Consider the following 18,514-nt stretch of genomic DNA (forward strand, 5'->3'; position numbering starts at 1 on the left):
GGGAGCCGCCCGCCGGGGTTCCCGTCGGGCCTACCCGGGACATGGCTCGGCCGCCCCGCTCCGACGGGAGCGTGGGCGGCCGGAGAGCTCGTCAGCCGTTGCGCGGGCCGGGGAACGCCGGGGGGCGGGTCTCCTCGCGGACGGACTGCGCGGTGGGCGTCGGCTGCGGCGGCATGGGCCGTGCCGCCGGGACCACCGGAAGGGTGCGGGTCGCGCCCGGCTCCGCCGGGTGCTCCTGCTCCGCGGGGCCGCCGCTCTGCGCGGACGCGCGCCGGGAACCGTAACGCCGGTGCACGGCCTGCTTGGTGACGCCGAGGGCGGAGCCCACCGCGTCCCAGGAGAAGCCCAGGGAGCGGTCGAAGTCGACGGCCGCGGTGACCAGGGTCTCGATGCTGTCACGCAGTTCCTGGGCGAGGCGTACGGTCGGTGCGGGCGCCCGCCCGTAGACGACGAAGCCCGTCGACGGGCCGGAGCGGCGCGGGCGGTAGACATTGCCCAACTGGGCCGTGAGCGTGCGCAGCGCGTCCACCTGCCGCCGGACCCGCTCGATGTCCCGCACCAACAGGTGCAGGCTTGCCCGGGCTTGGGCGTCGTGGGTTGCGTGGTCGGCCATGTGCAAGCCTCTCGAACCGGCGTGTCAATAGGGGCGGGCCGCGGCGTGGGGCGGCCCGGTCGGTCAATCTCTCTTGACCAACGCGCCACCGGTGGTCAGGTCACGCTGCGGGGGCGTATCCGCATATGCGCGGAGCGCCCTCGCGTACGTACGCCCCCTCGTGCCGGGGCGTCGGCACGTCGCGCGGTGGCGTGCTTCCGGCCGGTCGGCGGCACCGGCCTAGACTGGTGTGCCGCAAACCGTCCCGAGACAGACAGGCAGTCAGCCACCGATGAAGCTCGTCTTCGCAGGCACCCCCGAGGTCGCCGTACCCGCCCTGGACGCCCTGATCTCCTCCGGCCGGCACGAGGTGGCCGCCGTCGTCACCCGGCCCGACGCCCCCGCGGGCCGCGGCCGGCGACTCGTCGCGAGCCCGGTCGCCCAGCGCGCGGAGGAGGCCGGCATCGAGGTGCTCCGGCCCGCGAAGCCCCGGGACGAGGATTTCCTGGCGCGGCTGCGCGAGATCGCCCCGGACTGCTGCCCTGTCGTCGCCTACGGCGCGCTGCTGCCCCGCGTCGCCCTCGACGTGCCCGCCCACGGCTGGGTCAACCTGCACTTCTCGCTGCTGCCCGCGTGGCGCGGCGCGGCCCCCGTGCAGCACGCGGTGCTGGCCGGCGACGAGGTGACGGGCGCCTCCACGTTCCTCATCGAGGAAGGGCTCGACTCCGGCCCGGTCTACGGTGTGATCACCGAGGACGTCCGGCCCACCGACACGAGCGGCGACCTGCTCACCCGGCTCGCCTTCGCGGGCGCCGGGCTGCTCTCCGCGACCATGGACGGCATCGAGGACGGCAGCCTCCAGGCCGTTCCGCAACCGGCCGACGGCATCACGCAGGCACCCAAGATCCAGGTCGAGGACGCCCACGTGGACTGGAACGCCCCCGCTTTGCGGGTCGACCGGCTGGTGCGGGCCTGCACGCCGGCCCCGGGCGCCTGGACCCTGTTCCGCGGCGAGCGCCTCAAGCTGATCCACGCCCTGCCGGTGCCCGACCGCACCGACCTGGCGCCCGGCGAGCTCGCGGCCGGCAAGAACAACGTGTTCGTCGGTACCGGCTCCTACGCCGTCGAACTCCTCTGGGTCCAGCCGCAGGGCAAGAAGCCGATGCGGGCCGCGGACTGGGCGCGCGGCGTCCGGATCGCCCCGGGCGAGCGCGTCGGCGTCTGACGGTCCCGGTGCGCGGGGCCGGCCGTTCCCGGGCGGCGGGGGAGGCCCCGCCGCGGACGTAGGCTTGGAGGGTTCGACCTTTCTCACTTCGTCAGCGGAGCACCTTTTGAGCGAGCAGGCACAGCGCCGTACCCCGCGTCCCCCCAAACCGTACCGACGCCCCAAGAAGGATCCGGTCCGGATCCTCGCCTTCGAGGCGCTCAGGGCGGTCGACGAGCGGGACGCCTACGCGAACCTGGTGCTGCCGCCGCTGCTGAAGAAGGCGCGGGAGAAGGAGGGGCCGGAGAAGTTCGACGGGCGGGACGCGGCGCTCGCGACGGAACTGGTGTACGGCACGTTGCGCCGCCAGGGCACGTACGACGCGATCGTCGCCTCGTGCATCGACCGGCCGCTGCGCGAGGTCGATCCGCCGGTGCTCGACGTGCTGTCGCTCGGCGCCCACCAGCTGCTCGCGACACGCATCCCGACGCACGCGGCCGTCTCGGCGAGCGTGGAGCTGGCCCGGGTGGTCCTCGGCGACGGGCGGGCCAAGTTCGTGAACGCCGTCCTGCGGAAGATCGCGCAGCACGACCTCGACACCTGGGTGCAGCGTGTCGCCCCGCCCTACGAGGACGACGCCGAGGACCACCTGGCCGTCGTCCACTCGCATCCCCGCTGGGTGGTCTCCGCGCTCTGGGACGCCCTCGGCGGCGGGCGGGCCGGCATCGAGGACCTCCTGGAGGCGGACAACGAGCGCCCCGAGGTCACCCTCGTGGCCCGTCCCGGCCGCGCGACCACCGACGAATTGCTCGGCGAGGACACCCTGCCCGGACGCTGGTCGCCGTACGCCGTCCGGCTGTCCGAAGGCGGTGAGCCCGGCGCCGTGGAGGCCGTGCGCGAGGGCCGCGCCGGCGTGCAGGACGAGGGCAGCCAGCTGGTGGCGATCGCCCTCGCCGCCGCGCCCCTGGAGGGCCGTGACGAGCGCTGGCTCGACGGGTGCGCGGGCCCCGGGGGCAAGGCCGCGCTGCTCGGCGCGCTGGCCGCTGAGCGCGGAGCGGTCCTGCTGGCCTCCGAGAGGCAGCCGCACCGGGCCCGGCTCGTCGAACGGGCTCTGGCGGGAAATCCCGGCCCGTACCAGGTCATCGCCGCGGACGGCACCCGCCCGCCCTGGCGCCCCGGCTCCTTCGACCGGGTCCTCATGGACGTGCCCTGCTCGGGTCTCGGGGCCCTCCGTCGCCGTCCGGAGGCCCGCTGGCGCCGCCGCCCGGAGGACTTGGACGGCTTCGCCCCACTCCAGCGCGGACTGCTGCGGGAGGCCCTCCAGGCCGTCCGCGTCGGCGGCGTCGTCGGCTACGCGACCTGCTCGCCGCATCTGGCCGAGACGCGCGTCGTGGTCGAGGACGTCCTCAAGGGCCGCGGCGGCCCGGTCGTGGAGGCCGAATGGATCGACGCGCGGCCCCTGATGTCCGCGGTGCCCGCGCTGGGCGACGGCCCCGACGTCCAGCTGTGGCCGCATCTGCACGGCACGGACGCGATGTACCTGGCGCTGCTGCGGCGTACCGCCTGACGGCGGTCTCCGCTCGGGCGGTCCCGTGGACGTCCGTGTGGCGCACCGCCGGGCCGTCCCCGGCGTGCTCCACGCGGACGACAGGCGCCCGCTCGCCGTCACCGGCGGCGAAAGGCCGGGATTGTCCGTCCTGTCATGGCCTCCGGTCCCGTCGGATCGCACGGAACCGCACACGAAACGCCGCAGCGGCAAAGAAGTGCCCAAGAGCATGGCAGGCTTGGCACATGGCGCAGATCAATCCCAGCATCCTGTCCGCGGACTTCGCCCGCCTCGCCGAGGAGGCGAAGGCCGTCGACGGTGCCGACTGGCTCCACGTCGACGTGATGGACAACCACTTCGTGCCCAATCTGACCCTGGGCGTGCCGGTGGTGGAGTCGCTCAGCCGGGCCACGGACACCCCGCTGGACTGCCACCTCATGATCGAGGACCCCGACCGCTGGGCCCCGCGGTACGTGGAGGCCGGGGCCGGGTCCGTCACCTTCCACGTGGAGGCCGCCGCCGCGCCTGTGCGGCTGGCGCGGGAGATCCGGGCCAAGGGGGCGCGGGCGTCGATGGCGCTCAAGCCCGCGACGCCCATCGAGCCCTACGAGGACCTGCTCCCCGAGCTCGACATGTTGCTGATCATGACGGTCGAGCCCGGCTTCGGGGGGCAGTCCTTCCTCGACATCATGCTCCCCAAGATCCGCCGCACCCGTGAGCTGATCTCCAAGCACGGCCTCGAACTGTGGCTCCAGGTCGACGGCGGTGTCGCGGAGTCCACCATCGAACGCTGCGCCGAGGCCGGCGCCGACGTCTTCGTCGCCGGGTCGGCCGTGTACGGTGCCGCGGACCCGGCCCAGGCGGTCCGCTCGCTGCGCGCCGCCGCGGAGTCGGCCACCGCGTCCGCGGCGTGGGCGTGTGGCCATTGAGCCTCCGGTAGATGAACGCGGTCCGTCGGAGCGCCGGCAGGCCTGATCAAGGGCCGCCGGATCTGACAGGATGAACGGTGAGTCCAGAGTGTGAACAGCAGTATGCGAACCATCCGTGCGTGAGCAGTATGTGATCAGCGGTACGTGAACAGCAGTGAGGAGATCGCGGTGGCGGGTATCTCAGCGGGACGGTCAGCCCTGCGGATGGGACCCGCGGAGCTGGTGCAGGCGGCGGCGATGGCCCGCCGCTTCTACCTCGAGGGCAAGTCCAAGATCCAGATCGCCGAGGAGTTCGGGGTCAGCCGCTTCAAGGTGGCCCGGGTCCTGGAGACCGCCCTCGAACGCGACCTCGTGCGCATCGAGATCCGCGTACCGGCCGAACTCGACGCGGAGCGCTCCGACGCGCTCCGCGCCCGCTTCGGGCTCCGCCACGCCGTCGTCGTCGAGTCTCCGGCGGAGGGCGAGGACGAATCGCCCGACCCGGAGAACCTCGGCGAGGTCGCGGCCGACCTGCTCGGCGAGCTGGTCACCGAGGGCGACGTCCTCGGCCTGGCCTGGGGGCGTTCCACCATCCACATGGCCGCCGCCCTCGACCGGCTGCCGCCTTGCACGGTCGTGCAGCTCACCGGCGTGTACGACGCGGGTACGGCGGAGCGCGGCTCGGTCGAGGCGGTGCGGCGCGCCGCCCAGGTCTCGGGGGGCGAGGCGCACCCCATCTACGCGCCCATGCTGCTCCCGGACCCGGCGACCGCCGCCGCCCTGAGGGACCAGACGGGTATCGCGCGGGCCTTCGAGTACTTCGACAAGGTCACCGTCGCCTGCGTCTCCATCGGCTCCTGGGAGCCCGGCATCTCCACGGTGCACGACATGCTGACGGACCAGGAGCGCGCGCACTACGCCTCCCTCGGCGTCGCCGCCGAGATGTCGGCGCACCTCTTCGACTCCGAGGGGCGCCGGGTCGGCCGTGACCTGGGCGAGCGCTGCATCACCGTCGAAGCCGACCGGCTGCGCCGGATCCCGGAGGTCGTCGCGATCGCCGGCGGGCAGCGCAAGGCGGCGGCGATCGGGGCGGTGCTCCGCTCGGGCCTCGTGACCAGCCTGGTCACCGACCGCGCCGCCGCGGACCACCTGCTGACGGAGGCCCCCGGCCCGCGCCCCGCCCTGGACCGCAAGGACCCGGACGGCGTCTGACCGGCCCACCGGGCGCGGCGGCGTTCCGCGCCCCCGGCCCGTGCCGAACCGGCCCGAGCGGCCTGCTCGGCCGCGCTGCCGTGCCCGCCGCGCCTCCGGGCATCTCCGGTCGGCGCGGCGGCCCCTTCCCCACCGTGCCTTCGGAGGATCCGACGAAGCCGCTGCCGGAAGCCTCGGATGAATCGCGCGGGACTGGTATGCCCGGGTGCGTGGGACAATGAACTACGTGCTTTTTCCCCTGGCTGAAATGCCTAGGGGCCACTCCGAACGACTGGATGTTCAGCACGTGCGTTTCCTCAATGACGTCAAGCCGCCGTACGACCTGACGTACGACGATGTGTTCATGGTGCCGAGCCGCTCGGCCGTGGGTTCCCGCCAGGCGGTGGACCTCTCCTCGCCTGACGGCACCGGCACGACGATCCCGCTGGTCGTGGCCAATATGACCGCGATCGCCGGCCGCCGGATGGCCGAGACCGTCGCCCGCCGCGGCGGCATCGTCGTCATCCCCCAGGACATCCCGATCGAGGTCGTCACCGACGTCGTGTCGTGGGTGAAGAGCCGTCACCACGTCCTGGACACCGCCATCGAGCTCGCCCCGCACCAGACCGTGGCCGACGCGCTCTCGCTGCTGCCCAAGCGGGCCCACGACGCCGGCGTCGTCGTCGACGAGGACCGCCGCCCGGTCGGGGTCGTCACCGACGCCGACCTGTCCGGTGTGGACCGTTTCACCCAGCTGTCCGAGGTCATGTCCAGGGACCTGCTGCTCCTCGACGCCGGCATCGACCCGCGTGAGGCTTTCAACACCCTGGACCAGGCCAACCGCCGTTACGCCCCGGCCGTCGACGAGGACGGGCGCCTGGCCGGCATCCTCACCCGCAAGGGCGCGCTCCGCGCGACCCTCTACACGCCCGCCACCGACGCCCGCGGCCGGCTGCGCATCGCCGCCGCCGTGGGCATCAACGGTGATGTGGCCGGCAAGGCCAAGCAGCTCCTCGACGCCGGGGTGGACACCCTCGTCGTCGACACCGCGCACGGCCACCAGGAATCGATGATCGCCGCGATCAGGGCCGTGCGCGGGCTCGACCCGCAGGTGCCGATCGTCGCGGGCAACATCGTCGCCGCCGAGGGCGTCCGCGATCTGATCGAGGCCGGCGCGGACATCATCAAGGTCGGTGTCGGCCCCGGCGCCATGTGCACCACCCGGATGATGACCGGTGTCGGCCGCCCGCAGTTCTCGGCCGTCCTGGAGTGCGCGGCCGAGGCCGCGAAGTTCGGCAAGCACGTCTGGGCCGACGGGGGTGTCCGCCACCCGCGCGACGTCGCCATGGCCCTCGCCGCCGGCGCCTCCAACGTCATGATCGGCTCCTGGTTCGCCGGTACCTACGAGTCCCCGGGCGACCTGCAGCAGGACGCGCACGGGCGCTTCTACAAGGAGTCCTTCGGGATGGCTTCGGCCCGCGCCGTGCGCAACCGTACGAGCGAGGAGTCGGCGTACGACCGTGCCCGAAAGGGTCTCTTCGAGGAGGGCATCTCGACCTCCCGGATGTTCCTCGACCCGGCCCGTCCGGGCGTGGAGGACCTGATCGACTCGATCATCGCGGGCGTCCGTTCCTCCTGCACCTACGCGGGGGCCGCCTCGCTCGCCGAGTTCGAGGAGAAGGCCGTCGTCGGCATCCAGAGCGCCGCCGGCTACGCCGAGGGCAAGCCGCTGCACGCCAGCTGGAGCTGAGCCCCAGGGACCGCCTCGGTACGGGCGCCCGCGGGCCGGCCCCGCACCGAGGCGGTCCCGACGGCCGCGGGCTCCCCGGGAATGATTCCCGGGGAGCCCGCGGCCGTCGGGACCGCGGCCGCATCCGTACGGCCCGCCCCGCCGCTCTCAGAGCCTGTCGGGTGGCCTCTGACCGGGCGGTCACGCCCTGGCACGCACGCTGCCTGCGTTGCCGGGATGCCCCGGTAGATCCGCTACCGCGGCGTCCCGGCGCCTTGGGATCGCCCGCACCAGTCGCGTCCGCCTGTCGATCGAAGGCCACCCGACAGGCTCTCAGGCGCTCCGTCCCAGGGCGAGGGCCGAGCCGGCCTGGCCGGCGAACCCGGATTCCCGCAGGGTGTCCGCGACGGCCGCCGCCAGGCGCTCATGGCCGCCGTCGTGCGGATGCAGGCCGTCGGCGAGGTCGTCCGGCCCGAGCAGGGGGAGACCGGGCAGCAGCACGAGACGCGGGTCGCCCGCCGCGACGAGGTCCCGGACCGCCTCCTCCATCGCGGCGCGCAGGTCCGCGAGTGTCGCCCCCAGGGCGTTTTGTGTGGTCTCGGCCGCGGGGCGCAGGACGGGGGAGAGGACGAGGAGGGGGGTGTCCGGGTGCCCCCGGCGTACGAGTGTCACGAACGACCGGGTCGTCTCGTAGAGGAGCGAGGCCGAACACGGCACCACCCCCCAGCAGTTGGTGCCGAAGGCCAGGGTCAGCAGCTCGCCCGGAAGGCTCGCCAGCTGTTCCGCCAGCGGCAGCTCGCCGCGCGCCCCGCCCGCGAACCCGAGGTTGACCGTGTCCAGGTCCAGAATCCGGCCGGCCACGGCCGGCCAGGCGTGCGCGGGCCGGGTCGACCACCAGCCCTCGGTGATCGAGTCCCCGTGCACCAGCCAGCGGGGCCGCGAGGGCGCGGGGGCGATCGCGCCGCCCACCGCCCGCAGGCCGAGGACCACGGGCGCCTGACTCTCCGGCAGGTGGACCGTGAACGCGCCTCCGCCGGGCGGAAGCCGGAGGCTGACCGTGGACTCCTCGGACGGCTCGGTGAACAGTTCGCCGACCCGCCGCCCGTCCCGCCACAGGGCGAAGCAGTGGCGCAGGGACCGTAAGGCGTCCCCGCTGCCGGGCACCGTCGCGCGGTAGCGCAGTTCGACCGCCCGGGTGCCCGGCGCCGCCTCGAACTCGACCCGTACGCCGATGGGCAGCGCGGCCCGCTCGGCGATGTCCCAGGGCAGCCGCGCCAGGTCGCCGGGATCGGCGCGCACCGCGCGTCCGCGGTCGAACCAGGCCGTGCCGCGCAGGAAGGCATGCGGGGCGAGCCAGCCCGCCGGGCTGTCCGTTCGAGGTGTCGCCGGGTACACGCGGCGCGGGTCATCGGGCATGAGGAGTCCATGCGCAGGAAGAGGGCGGTTCACACCCCTGAGGAGTGGATTCATGCGGTGGGGTGCAATGTTTCCCCGTGTCCGCCGCCAGCGCGCAATGATCATCCGTAGATGCGCAACATCTCTGCATTACGAGTGCGAAGCTCTGGCGCTTAGGCTCATGCCTCGTACCAGGAGTGGCGGCGACCGCCTGCTCGGCGGTCCCCCTCCCTCGCGGGTCTCTTCGTCATGCCCGCGCTCCGTCGCGGTCGTCGCACCCCCGACAGGCAGCGATCAAGGAGCCCCCGCAGTGCTGGATCAAGGCGCAGCCCCGCCGGCCACCGAGCCGACCGTCCCCAAGGCGTCCGCGCTCTCCGCCCTCTTCCGGCGCAAGCCGGTGGAACTGCTGGTCGAAGAGGGGGGCAAGGGTGAGGGCGGCAGCCTTCGCCGCTCCCTGTCGATGTGGCAACTGACCATGATCAGCATCGGTGCCACCCTCGGCACCGGGATCTTCGTCGTCCTCGGCGACGCCGTGCCACAGGCCGGCCCCGCCGTCACGCTGGCCTTCGTCATCGCGGGTCTGACGGCTCTGTTCTCCGCCCTCTCGTACGCGGAGCTGGCCGGCACCATTCCGGTGGCGGGCTCCTCCTATTCGTATGCGTACGCAACGATGGGTGAATTCGTCGCCTGGGTCTGCGGCTGGTGCCTCGTCCTGGAATACGGCGTCTCGGTGGCGGCGGTGGCCGTCGGTTGGGGCGAGTACGTCAACGAGCTGCTGAACGGGACCATCGGCGTCACCATCCCCGAGGCGCTCTCCTCCGCGCCGGGCGAGGGCGGCATCGTCAACCTGCCCGCGCTGGTCGTGGTCCTGCTCGCGATGGTCTTCCTGCTCGGTGGAGCCAGGGAGTCCGCCCGCGCCAACACGATCATGGTCATCGTGAAGATCGCCGCGCTCGTGCTGTTCTGCACCATCGGCTTCATGGGCTTCGAGTCCGGCAACTACGCCGACTTCATGCCGCTCGGCATGGCCGGGGTCAGCGCAGCGGGCGCCAGCCTCTTCTTCTCGTACATAGGCTTCGACGCGGCCTCCACCGCGGGCGAGGAGGCGAAGAACCCGCAGCGCGACCTGCCGCGGGCCATCATGCTCTCGCTGATCATCGTCACCACCCTCTACGTCCTGGTCGCCGCCGTCGCCGTCGGCGCGTGGAACTGGAAGGACTTCGAGGGCTCCGAGGCATCGCTCGCCGCGATCATGCACGATGCCAGCGGACAGGCGTTCTGGGGCACCCTGCTGGCCGCCGGCGCCGTGATCTCGATCGCCAGCGTCGTCCTGACAGTCCTCTACGGCCAGACCCGTGTCCTGTTCGCCATGTCGCGGGACGGCCTCGTGCCGAAGGTCTTCGGCAAGGTCGACGCCCGGACCGGCACCCCCCGTGTGAACACCGTCATCGTGTCCCTGTTCTGCGGCGCCCTCGCGGCGGCCATCCCGCTCGGCCAGCTCGTCGACGCCACCAGCATCGGCACGCTCTTCGCCTTCGCCCTGGTCAACATCGCCGTCGTCGTCCTGCGCCGGACGCGCCCGGACATGAAGCGCACCTTCCGGGTGCCGCTCGGCTGGCTCTTCCCCCTCCTGGGCTTCGGATTCTGTGTCTTCAACATGTTCCGTCTGGGAGCCACCACCTGGATGGTCTTCGGTGGCTGGATGGCCGTGGGCCTCGTGTTCTACTTCCTGTACGGCATGCGCCGCTCCCGACTGGCCTCCGCAGAGAAGTGATCCACCCGTAGTGCGACTCAACGACCTCGACGAACGCATCGTCCACGCCCTCGCGGAGGACGCCCGCCGTTCGTACGCCGACATCGGCTCGCTCGTCGGGCTCTCCGCGCCCGCCGTGAAGCGGCGCGTGGACCGGCTCCGGGCCGAGGGCGCGATCACCGGCTTCACCGTACGGGTGGACCCGGCGGCGCTCGGCTGGGAGACGGAGGGGTTCGTCGAGATCTACTGCCGCCACAACACCTCGCCGGACGACATCCGGCGAGGGCTGGAGCGGTACCCCGAGGTGGTGTCCGCGTCGACCGTCACCGGCGACGCGGACGCCGTCGTACAGGTCTTCGCCTCCGACATGCGCCACTTCGAGCGGGTCCTGGAGCGCATCGCGGGCGAGCCGTTCGTCGAGCGCACCAAGTCGGTCTTGGTGCTGTCGCCGCTGCTGCGGCGCTTCTCCTCCGGCTCACCCGCGTAGCCCTTCCGTCGCGGGGGGCGCGAGGACGCGCAACGAATCGCCGCTGCCGAGGCGGATCGCGCAACGGTTCGGCGGTCGGTCCGCAACGGTCGCGCCTTGTCGCGGCCGAGCCCGGAACCGTACCGTTTTTGACGTCTTCCCCCTGTACTCCGGACCCCCGAGGATCGCCCATGCCCGCGCTGCGCACCGCCCTGCTCCAGAGCTCCGGTGAGCCCGGTGACGTGGCCGCCAACCTGAAGATCCTCGACGAGGCCGCCGCCCGCGCAGCCGCCGCCGGGAGCGGGCTGCTCCTGGCTCCCGAACTGTTCCTGACCGGATACGCCATCGGCGCCGACCTGGCCCGTCTCGCCGAGCCGGCGGACGGACCCTCCGCCCGCGCCGTCGCGGCCATCGCCGTCCGCCACGGCCTGGCCGTCGGGTACGGCTACCCGGAGCGCGACACCGGCCGGCACGGGGTCCTCTACAACGCGGCCCAGGTCTTCGGCCCCGACGGCGAGACCCTCCTGCGGTACCGGAAGACCCATCTCTACGGCGCCTTCGAGCACCAGTGGTTCACGCCCGGCGACGACGTCGTAGTCCAGGCGGAGCTCGCCGGGCTCCGGGTCGGCCTGATGATCTGCTACGACGTCGAGTTCCCGGAGAACGTCCGGGCACAGGCACTGGCCGGGACGGACCTCCTCCTCGTGCCCACCGCGCTCATGCACCCCGCCGAGGTCGTGGCCGAGTCCGTCGTCCCCGTGCGGGCCTTCGAGAACCAGATGTACGTGGCCTACGCCAACCGGACGGGTGCCGAGGGCGACTTCGAGTTCGTCGGCCTGTCCACGCTCGCGGGTCCCGACGGCACCGCCCGCGCCCGCGCCGGCCGCGGTGACGACCTGGTCATCGGCGAGGTCGACGCCGAACTGCTGGCGGCCTCCCGCGCGGACAACCCCTACCTGGGCGACCGCCGTCCCCGCCTCTACGGCTCCCTCGTCTGACCGCCCCCGCGCCCCTCCCGCCTCCCCTCACCAGCCTTTCCCCGCAAGGAGTCCGTACCCCATGACGTCCACGGTGCCCACCGCTGTCCAGCACACCGACGCGCAGCCGCCGATCACGATGTTCGGTCCGGACTTCCCCTACGCCTACGACGACTTCCTGGCCCACCCGGCCGGTCTCGGCCAGGTACCGGCGACCGAGCACGGTGCCGAGGTCGCCGTCATCGGCGGTGGGCTCTCCGGTGTCATCGCCGCCTACGAACTGATGAAGATGGGCCTCAAGCCCGTCGTCTACGAGGCCGACCAGATCGGCGGTCGGCTGCGCACCGTGGGCTTCGAGGGCACCGGTACCGAGGGACTGACCGCCGAGATGGGCGCGATGCGGTTCCCGCCCTCCTCCACCGCGCTGCAGCACTACATCGACCTGGTCGGGCTGCGGACCACGCCGTTCCCGAACCCGCTGGCCGAGTCGACCCCGTCCACCGTCGTCGACCTCAAGGGCGAGTCGCACTACGCCGAGACCGTCGACGACCTGCCCCAGGTCTACCGTGACGTCGCCGCGGCGTGGAACGCCTGCCTGGACGAGGGCGCCGACTTCTCCGACATGAACCAGGCCATGCGCGAGCGGGACGTCCCGCGCATCCGCGAGATCTGGGCGAAGCTGGTCGAGAAGCTCGACAACCAGACCTTCTACGGCTTCCTCTGCGAGTCGGAGTCGTTCAAGTCCTTCCGGCACCGCGAGATATTCGGCCAGGTCGGCTTCGGCACCGGCGGCTGGGACACCGACTTCCCGAACTCCATCCTGGAGATCCTCCGCGTCGTCTACACCGAGGCCGACGACCACCACCGTGGCATCGTCGGAGGCTCGCAGCAGCTGCCGGTGCGGCTGTGGGAGCGCGAGCCGGAGAAGATCGTCCACTGGGCGCAGGGCACCTCGCTCCGGTCCCTGCACGAGGGTGACCCCAAGCCCGCCGTCACCCGGCTCAACCGCACCGCCGGCAACCGGATCACGGTCACCGACGCCTCGGGCGACATCCGCACCTACCGGGCGGCGATCTTCACGGCGCAGTCCTGGATGCTGCTGTCCAAGATCGCCTGCGACGACTCGCTCTTCCCGATCGACCACTGGACGGCGATCGAGCGGACCCACTACATGGAGTCGAGCAAGCTCTTCGTGCCGGTCGACCGTCCGTTCTGGCTGGACGAGGCCGTCGACGACGAGGGCAACCCGACCGGCCGCGACGTCATGTCGATGACGCTGACCGACCGGATGACCCGCGGCACCTACCTCCTCGACGACGGCCCGGACAAGCCGGCCGTCATCTGCCTGTCGTACACCTGGTGCGACGACAGCCTGAAGTGGCTGCCGCTGTCCGCGAACGAGCGGATGGAGGTCATGCTGAAGTCGCTCGGCGAGATCTACCCGAAGGTCGACATCCGCAAGCACATCATCGGCAACCCGGTGACCGTGTCCTGGGAGAACGAGCCCTACTTCATGGGGGCCTTCAAGGCCAATCTGCCGGGCCACTACCGCTACCAGCGGCGCCTGTTCACGCACTTCATGCAGGACCGGCTGCCCGAGGACAAGCGGGGCATCTTCCTCGCCGGCGACGACATCTCCTGGACGGCCGGCTGGGCCGAGGGCGCCGTGCAGACCGCGCTGAACGCGGTGTGGGGCGTCATGCACCACTTCGGCGGCACGACCGACGCCACCAACCCGGGACCCGGCGACGTCTACGACGAGATCGCCCCCGTGGAACTTCCGGAGGACTGACGCCGTTGGGGGTGTGGGGCGGACAGCACCGGTGCGCGAGCGGCCGCGAGAGCGGTCAGCCGCACCGTGCGAGCGGCGTCAGCAGCATCCGCCCCACCAGACCCACCGACCGGTCGAGGCGTTCCCGGAACTCCTCGGCCAGGTCGGGTAGGACACGCAGCTGCCACAGCGACCGCGCGGCGAGCCACGCCCCGTCGCGCGCCCGGTCCAGACTCCAGCAGCCCAGCAGGTGCGTCAGCGGGTCCGCGATCTCCAGCAGGTCGGGACCCGGCATCAGCTCCTCGCGGATGCGCTCCTCCAGGAGGACGAGGATCTCGCCGACGCGGTCGAACTCGTCCTCCAGTTCCGCGGGCGCGCAGCCCAGCGACCGGCAGCTGTCCACCACCGCCAGCGCCAGGTCGTGCCCGACGTGGGCGTTGATCCCGGCCAGCGCGAACTGCAGGGGCCGCACGCCGGGGTGCCGCCGGTACTGGAAGAGGGGCCGCCAGCAGGCGGGCGCGCACCCGCCGTCGGCGACCGCGTCGACCACCGCCAGATAGCGCTCCGCGAAGCGGACGTCGAGAGTGGCGGCGGCCCGCCGGTCGGCGAAGGTGCCCGCCTCGATGGCCCGGCCGATCTCCTCCGTCACCGTCAGGTACACCCGGTTGAAGACCGCCACCCCGTCGGCGGGATGCCAGGCCGAACGAAGGCTCCGCATCCGGTCCACCACGGGGTCGACCGCCGTGAACTGCCCGATGTACCCGGTCCCGCTCTGCTGGGTCTGCGCCATGGGGGCAGCGTTCCAGCAGTCGGGGCGGCGAGGGAACCGTCCCGGCCGGGCTTCCCCAGAACGGGCGAACGCCGCGACGCCGTCCGGACTCACCGGACCGACGCCCGAGGACAGCGGGACGGCCCTCAGGACCGAGGCCCCACGACCGAGGCACCGAGGTCCGACGGTCACGGAAGATCCTCAGGACCGGGCGGCCGACTCCTCGCCGTCGCTGCCGTCGCCGCCGTCGTACGCGCCGGCGCCGGCCGTCGGGTCGGGCAGCTTGAGGTGTGGCGGGGCGAAGGCCCGCAGCAGGTGGTATCCGGTGATGACCACGAGGGTGCCGAGCGCGATGCCGCCCAGTTCGAAGGTGTCGGTGAAGGTCAGCTTCACGCCTCCCACCCCGATGATGATGCCCGCCGCGGCCGGCACCAGGTTGAGCGGGTTGCGCAGGTCCACCTTCGCGTTGACCCAGATCTGGGCGCCGAGCAGGCCGATCATGCCGTAGAGGATCACCGTGATGCCTCCGAGGACGCCGCCCGGGATCGCCGCGACGACCGCGCCGAACTTCGGGCAGAGGCCGAAGAGCAGGGCGAATCCCGCCGCGGCCCAGTAGGTGGCGGTGGAGTAGACGCGGGTGGCGGCCATGACGCCGATGTTCTCGGAGTACGTGGTGTTCGGCGGGCCGCCCACGGCCGTGGAGAGCATCGACGCGGCGCCGTCGGCCGCGATCGCGGTGCCCAGTTCGTCGTCGAGCGGGTCGCCGGTCATCTCGCCCACCGCCTTGACGTGCCCGGCGTTCTCCGCGATCAGGGCGATCACCACGGGCAGTGCGACCAGGATCGCCGACCATTCGAACGCGGGCGCGTGGAAGGACGGCAGGCCGATCCAGTCGGCCTGGGAGACGGTGGACAGGTCCAGTCGCCAGTGGTCCGTGACCTCTCCGCCCGCCGACACCGAGTGGATCCTGCCGAAGACGAGGTCGAAGAGCCAGGAGACGGCATAGCCGAAGATCAGACCGAGGAAGATCGCCACGCGCGACCAGAACCCGCGCGGGCAGACGACGGCAAGGCCGGTGAACAGCATCACCAGCAGTGCCGTCCACTGGTCCTGCGGCCAGTACGCGGAGGCCGTGACCGGCGCGAGGTTGAACCCGATCAGCATGACCACGGCGCCGGTGACGATCGGGGGCATCGCCGCGTGGATGATCCGCGCGCCGAACCTGCGCACCGCCAGACCCGCCAGGAACAGCACTCCGCCGACGACGAACACCGCGCCGGTGACGGTCGCGCTGGTGCCGCCCGAGGCACGGATCGCCGCGGCGACGCCGACGAACGAGAGCGAACATCCCAGGTAGCTGGGCACTCTGCCGCGGGTCGCGAGCAGGAAGATCACCGTCGCGACACCTGACATCATGATCGCGAGGTTCGGGTCGAGTCCCATGAGCACCGGCGCGACGAAGGACGCCCCGAACATCGCGACCACATGCTGCGCACCGAGGCCCACCGTGCGGGGCCAGGACAGCCGCTCGTCCGGTCGGACGACGGCTCCCGGAGCGGGTGTCCGCCCGTCGCCGTGCAGTGTCCAGCGCACGCCGAGGTTCATCGGAAGGGCTCCAGTCCGCCGGTTCGGGTGGCCGTGTCGTGGCCGCGTGAAGATCGGCTACAGGGTAGGCGGCCCCGGCCGGCGGGGTCGCGGCACGCTCCCTATGTCCAAGGGCTCGGGCCGGCGCTCGCCGAACGTCCCGCGGCCCCCTCGGCACCCGCCCGGCCCGTGCCGGTCGGCGCCGATGTCGTCCGGGAGCTCCGCCGGAGCACCCCGGCCCCCGCCACGAGGCCGAGGGCCAGCAGTGTCACCAGTCCGAAGGAGAACGTGAGGGAGGTCGCGTCGGCGATACCGCCGATCGCCGACGGCGCGATGAGCCCCGAGGTGTAGGTGATGGTGGCGACGCCCGCGATGGCCTGGCTGGGGTTGGGGCCGCTGCGCCCGGCGGCGGCGAAGGCGAGCGGGACCACGGCCGCCACACCGAGACCGATGAGCCCGAATCCCGTCATCGCGAGGGCCGGGTGCGGGGCGAGGACCACCAGCAGTCCGCCGGCCGTCGCGGCGACGCCGCCGGTCCGTACGGTCCGCACCGGCCCGAAGCGGTCCACCACCCGGTCGCCGGCCAGTCGCGCGAGCGCCATGGTCAGGGCGAACGCCGTGGTGGAGGCCGCCGCGACGCCGGCCGACGAGCCCAGCTCGTCGCGCAGGTAGACCGCCGACCAGTCCAGGCTCGCGCCCTCGGCGAAGACCCCGCAGAAGCCGACCGCGCCGATGATCAGGGCTGACTTCGGCGGCAGTGAGAAGCGCGGCGGCGGCTCCTCCTCGGGCGTGCTCCGCAGATCGAGGACGCCCTGGCAGAAGAGCAGCCCGAGCGCCGTCAGGACGAGTGCCGCGATCAGGTGGTGGGCGCGGGCGTCCCCACCGAGATGGGCCGCGACCGTGCCGGCGGCGGAGCCGAGCAGGGCGCCCACGCTCCACATGCCGTGCAGGCTCGACATGATCGACTTTCCCAGTCGGTCCTCCACCTCGACGCCGAGCGCGTTCATCGCCACGTCGGACATGCCCGCGGTCGCGCCGTAGACGAACAGCGCCGCGCACAGGCCGTAGACGTTCGGCGCGAGTGAGGGCAGGGCGAGGGACAGGGTCCACAGTGCGAGCAGGCCGCGCAGGGCGGTGCGGGCTCCGAGACGGTGGCTGACGGCGCCCGCCAGCGGCATCGTGAGCGAGGCGCCGATCGCGGGAAAGGCCAGCGCGAGCCCCAGCTGACCGGCGCCGACCCCGGCGTGATCGGCGATCCACGGGATGCGGGTGGCGAAACTGCCGGTGACGGCGCCGTGGACGCAGAAGACGGCGGCGACTGCGAGGCGCGCGCGCCGGATCCGCTCGGTGCTGAAGACGGTCTCGCCCGTCATGGGCCCTCCCTCGGTGTGGTGTCGCGTAAACTATCAGGGACCCTGCCTGATAAATAGAAGGGCCTCGGAACCCCCTGGTCGGACGTCTGAGAGGATTCCCGTCATGCCCGCATCTCCGAGCACGGCCCGGGCCATCAACGACCGGCTCGCCCTGCGACTGCTCCAGGACGAGGGGCCGCTGACGGCGACTCAGCTGAAAACCCTGACCGGGCTGTCCCGGCCCACCGTCGCCGACCTCGTCGAACGGCTCCGCGGGGCCGGTCTCGTCCGGGTCGTCGGGGAGTCCGGCGCGGCCCGGCGCGGCCCCAACGCCCGGCTCTACGGGATCGTCGCCGACCGTGCCCATCTCGCGGCCCTCGACGTGCGCACCCGCTCCGTCTCGGTCGTGGTCGCCGACCTGCTCGGCGCCACCCTCGGCGAGGCGTCCCTCCCGGTCGTGGACGGGACGACGACGGCCGCCGCGGTCGAGCAGGCGGTCTCGCTGCTCGAACGGACGGCGGAGGAGGCGGGAGCCGGGGCGCTGCACAGCGTCGGGATCGGCGCGCCCGGACTCATCGATCCGGCGACCGGACGGCTGAACGACACCGCCCAGCTTCCCGCCTGGCACCGGAGCCTGGTGCTCGCGCTCCGGGAGCGGCTGCCGGCGCGGGTCCTCGTCGAGAACGAGACCAATCTGGCGGCCGTCGCCGAGCAGCGGGTGGGCGCGGTGCGCGATCACGACACCTTCGTCCTGCTCTGGCTCGGTCAGGGCGTCGGCGCCGCCGTCGTGCTGGACGGGCGGCTGCGCCGGGGTGCCTCGGGCGGTGCCGGTGAGATCGGCTTCCTGCCCGTGCCGGGCAGTACCGGGCTGCCCTCGGCGGGCGACTGCGCGGGCGGTTTCCACGAGCTGGCCTGCGTGGCGGCGGTCGACGCCCTCGCCGTCCGGCACGGCCTCGACCCGCGTACGGCGCTCACCTCGGGCGACGGCCCGTTCCTCGACGCGCTGGCGGAGCGCCTCGCCGTCGGCGCGGCGGCCGTCGTCTCCGTCCTGGACCCCGGCCGTGTGGTCCTCGGCGGCGAGACCGGCCACGCGGGCGGCGCGGCCCTCGCGGCGCGCGTGGAGGAACGACTGGCCCGCCTGTCGCCGCTGCGCACCGAGGTCCGCCCCACGGAGCTGGGCGACCAGGCCGTGCTGCGCGGTGCCCTGCTGGCGGCCCGCGACGCGGCCCAGGACGATCTCTTCGGCCCCCTGGGTCAGGCCGGCTGACGGGGGATGC

The 18,514-nt window shown here is 72.7% G+C and carries 15 protein-coding genes; 10 read left to right on the forward strand and 5 right to left on the reverse strand.

Annotated elements, in window-relative coordinates; all coding sequences use genetic code 11:
* Positions 1-91: 91 nt before the first annotated feature.
* The gene (locus OG393_RS27930) at positions 92-613 is read right to left on the reverse strand and encodes a hypothetical protein (RefSeq protein ID WP_327377447.1); all 522 of its coding nucleotides are present in this window, start codon (positions 611-613) and stop codon (positions 92-94) included.
* A gap of 271 nt (positions 614-884) precedes the next feature.
* Between OG393_RS27930 and fmt the strand changes: the two genes are divergently transcribed.
* The 5 genes from fmt (at position 885) to OG393_RS27955 (ending at position 7,191) form a co-directional block, all read left to right on the forward strand.
* Entirely contained in the window at positions 885-1,817 is a 933-nt protein-coding gene (gene fmt / locus OG393_RS27935) for a methionyl-tRNA formyltransferase (protein ID WP_327377448.1), read from the forward strand.
* 106 nt (positions 1,818-1,923) lie between these two features.
* Entirely contained in the window at positions 1,924-3,363 is a 1,440-nt protein-coding gene (locus tag OG393_RS27940; protein ID WP_327377449.1) for an RsmB/NOP family class I SAM-dependent RNA methyltransferase, read from the forward strand.
* A 224-nt stretch (positions 3,364-3,587) separates the two neighbouring features.
* Entirely contained in the window at positions 3,588-4,271 is a 684-nt protein-coding gene (rpe, locus tag OG393_RS27945) for a ribulose-phosphate 3-epimerase (RefSeq protein ID WP_327377450.1), read from the forward strand.
* A gap of 144 nt (positions 4,272-4,415) precedes the next feature.
* Positions 4,416-5,462 (forward strand): sugar-binding transcriptional regulator, encoded by a 1,047-nt coding sequence (locus OG393_RS27950; protein ID WP_327377451.1) that lies wholly within the window; start codon positions 4,416-4,418, stop codon positions 5,460-5,462.
* Positions 5,463-5,748: 286 nt separating this feature from the next.
* Positions 5,749-7,191 (forward strand): GuaB1 family IMP dehydrogenase-related protein, encoded by a 1,443-nt coding sequence (locus OG393_RS27955; protein WP_327377452.1) that lies wholly within the window; start codon positions 5,749-5,751, stop codon positions 7,189-7,191.
* Between the two features lie 312 nt (positions 7,192-7,503).
* Here OG393_RS27955 and OG393_RS27960 read toward each other — a convergent pair whose 3' ends face one another.
* Complete coding sequence (locus OG393_RS27960) at positions 7,504-8,586, reverse strand: GDSL-type esterase/lipase family protein (RefSeq protein ID WP_327377453.1); 1,083 nt, start codon at positions 8,584-8,586, stop codon at positions 7,504-7,506.
* Between the two features lie 289 nt (positions 8,587-8,875).
* Here OG393_RS27960 and OG393_RS27965 point away from each other — a divergent pair, with 289 nt between their 5' ends.
* From OG393_RS27965 to OG393_RS27980, 4 genes are all read left to right on the forward strand, one after another.
* Positions 8,876-10,339 (forward strand): amino acid permease, encoded by a 1,464-nt coding sequence (locus tag OG393_RS27965; protein WP_327377454.1) that lies wholly within the window; start codon positions 8,876-8,878, stop codon positions 10,337-10,339.
* Between the two features lie 10 nt (positions 10,340-10,349).
* Positions 10,350-10,805, forward strand: coding sequence for an Lrp/AsnC family transcriptional regulator (locus OG393_RS27970; RefSeq protein ID WP_015032260.1), 456 nt, complete (start codon positions 10,350-10,352; stop codon positions 10,803-10,805).
* A 170-nt stretch (positions 10,806-10,975) separates the two neighbouring features.
* Positions 10,976-11,782: a carbon-nitrogen hydrolase family protein gene (locus tag OG393_RS27975; RefSeq protein WP_327377455.1), complete on the forward strand. Its 807-nt coding sequence runs from the start codon at positions 10,976-10,978 to the stop codon at positions 11,780-11,782.
* A gap of 61 nt (positions 11,783-11,843) precedes the next feature.
* Complete coding sequence (locus OG393_RS27980; RefSeq protein ID WP_327377456.1) at positions 11,844-13,553, forward strand: flavin monoamine oxidase family protein; 1,710 nt, start codon at positions 11,844-11,846, stop codon at positions 13,551-13,553.
* A gap of 55 nt (positions 13,554-13,608) precedes the next feature.
* Here the strand turns inward: OG393_RS27980 and OG393_RS27985 are convergent, their stop codons facing one another.
* From OG393_RS27985 to OG393_RS27995, 3 genes are all read right to left on the reverse strand, one after another.
* Positions 13,609-14,322, reverse strand: a complete 714-nt coding sequence (locus tag OG393_RS27985) for a DUF5995 family protein (RefSeq protein WP_327377457.1) — start codon at positions 14,320-14,322, stop codon at positions 13,609-13,611.
* Between the two features lie 180 nt (positions 14,323-14,502).
* Complete coding sequence (locus OG393_RS27990) at positions 14,503-15,906, reverse strand: uracil-xanthine permease family protein (protein WP_327377458.1); 1,404 nt, start codon at positions 15,904-15,906, stop codon at positions 14,503-14,505.
* Positions 15,907-16,007: 101 nt separating this feature from the next.
* Entirely contained in the window at positions 16,008-17,258 is a 1,251-nt protein-coding gene (locus tag OG393_RS27995; RefSeq protein ID WP_327377459.1) for an MFS transporter, read from the reverse strand.
* A 103-nt stretch (positions 17,259-17,361) separates the two neighbouring features.
* Here OG393_RS27995 and OG393_RS28000 point away from each other — a divergent pair, with 103 nt between their 5' ends.
* Positions 17,362-18,504 (forward strand): ROK family transcriptional regulator, encoded by a 1,143-nt coding sequence (locus tag OG393_RS28000; RefSeq protein WP_327377460.1) that lies wholly within the window; start codon positions 17,362-17,364, stop codon positions 18,502-18,504.
* The last annotated feature ends 10 nt before the right edge of the window (positions 18,505-18,514 follow it).

Source organism: Streptomyces sp. NBC_01216, assembly GCF_035994945.1.
Classification (GTDB): Bacteria; Actinomycetota; Actinomycetes; order Streptomycetales; family Streptomycetaceae; genus Streptomyces.

Bases quoted from the DNA above. Each gene is read 5' to 3' on its own strand.
- OG393_RS27995 (WP_327377459.1), bottom strand. From the start codon at position 17,258: ATGACGGGCGAGACCGTCTTCAGCACCGAGCGGATCCGGCGCGCGCGC.
- fmt (WP_327377448.1), top strand. From the start codon at position 885: ATGAAGCTCGTCTTCGCAGGCACCCCCGAGGTCGCCGTACCCGCCCTG.
- OG393_RS27990 (WP_327377458.1), bottom strand. From the start codon at position 15,906: ATGAACCTCGGCGTGCGCTGGACACTGCACGGCGACGGGCGGACACCC.
- OG393_RS27980 (WP_327377456.1), top strand. From the start codon at position 11,844: ATGACGTCCACGGTGCCCACCGCTGTCCAGCACACCGACGCGCAGCCG.
- OG393_RS27985 (WP_327377457.1), bottom strand. From the start codon at position 14,322: ATGGCGCAGACCCAGCAGAGCGGGACCGGGTACATCGGGCAGTTCACG.
- OG393_RS27975 (WP_327377455.1), top strand. From the start codon at position 10,976: ATGCCCGCGCTGCGCACCGCCCTGCTCCAGAGCTCCGGTGAGCCCGGT.
- OG393_RS27930 (WP_327377447.1), bottom strand. From the start codon at position 613: ATGGCCGACCACGCAACCCACGACGCCCAAGCCCGGGCAAGCCTGCAC.
- OG393_RS28000 (WP_327377460.1), top strand. From the start codon at position 17,362: ATGCCCGCATCTCCGAGCACGGCCCGGGCCATCAACGACCGGCTCGCC.
- OG393_RS27960 (WP_327377453.1), bottom strand. From the start codon at position 8,586: ATGCCCGATGACCCGCGCCGCGTGTACCCGGCGACACCTCGAACGGAC.
- rpe (WP_327377450.1), top strand. From the start codon at position 3,588: ATGGCGCAGATCAATCCCAGCATCCTGTCCGCGGACTTCGCCCGCCTC.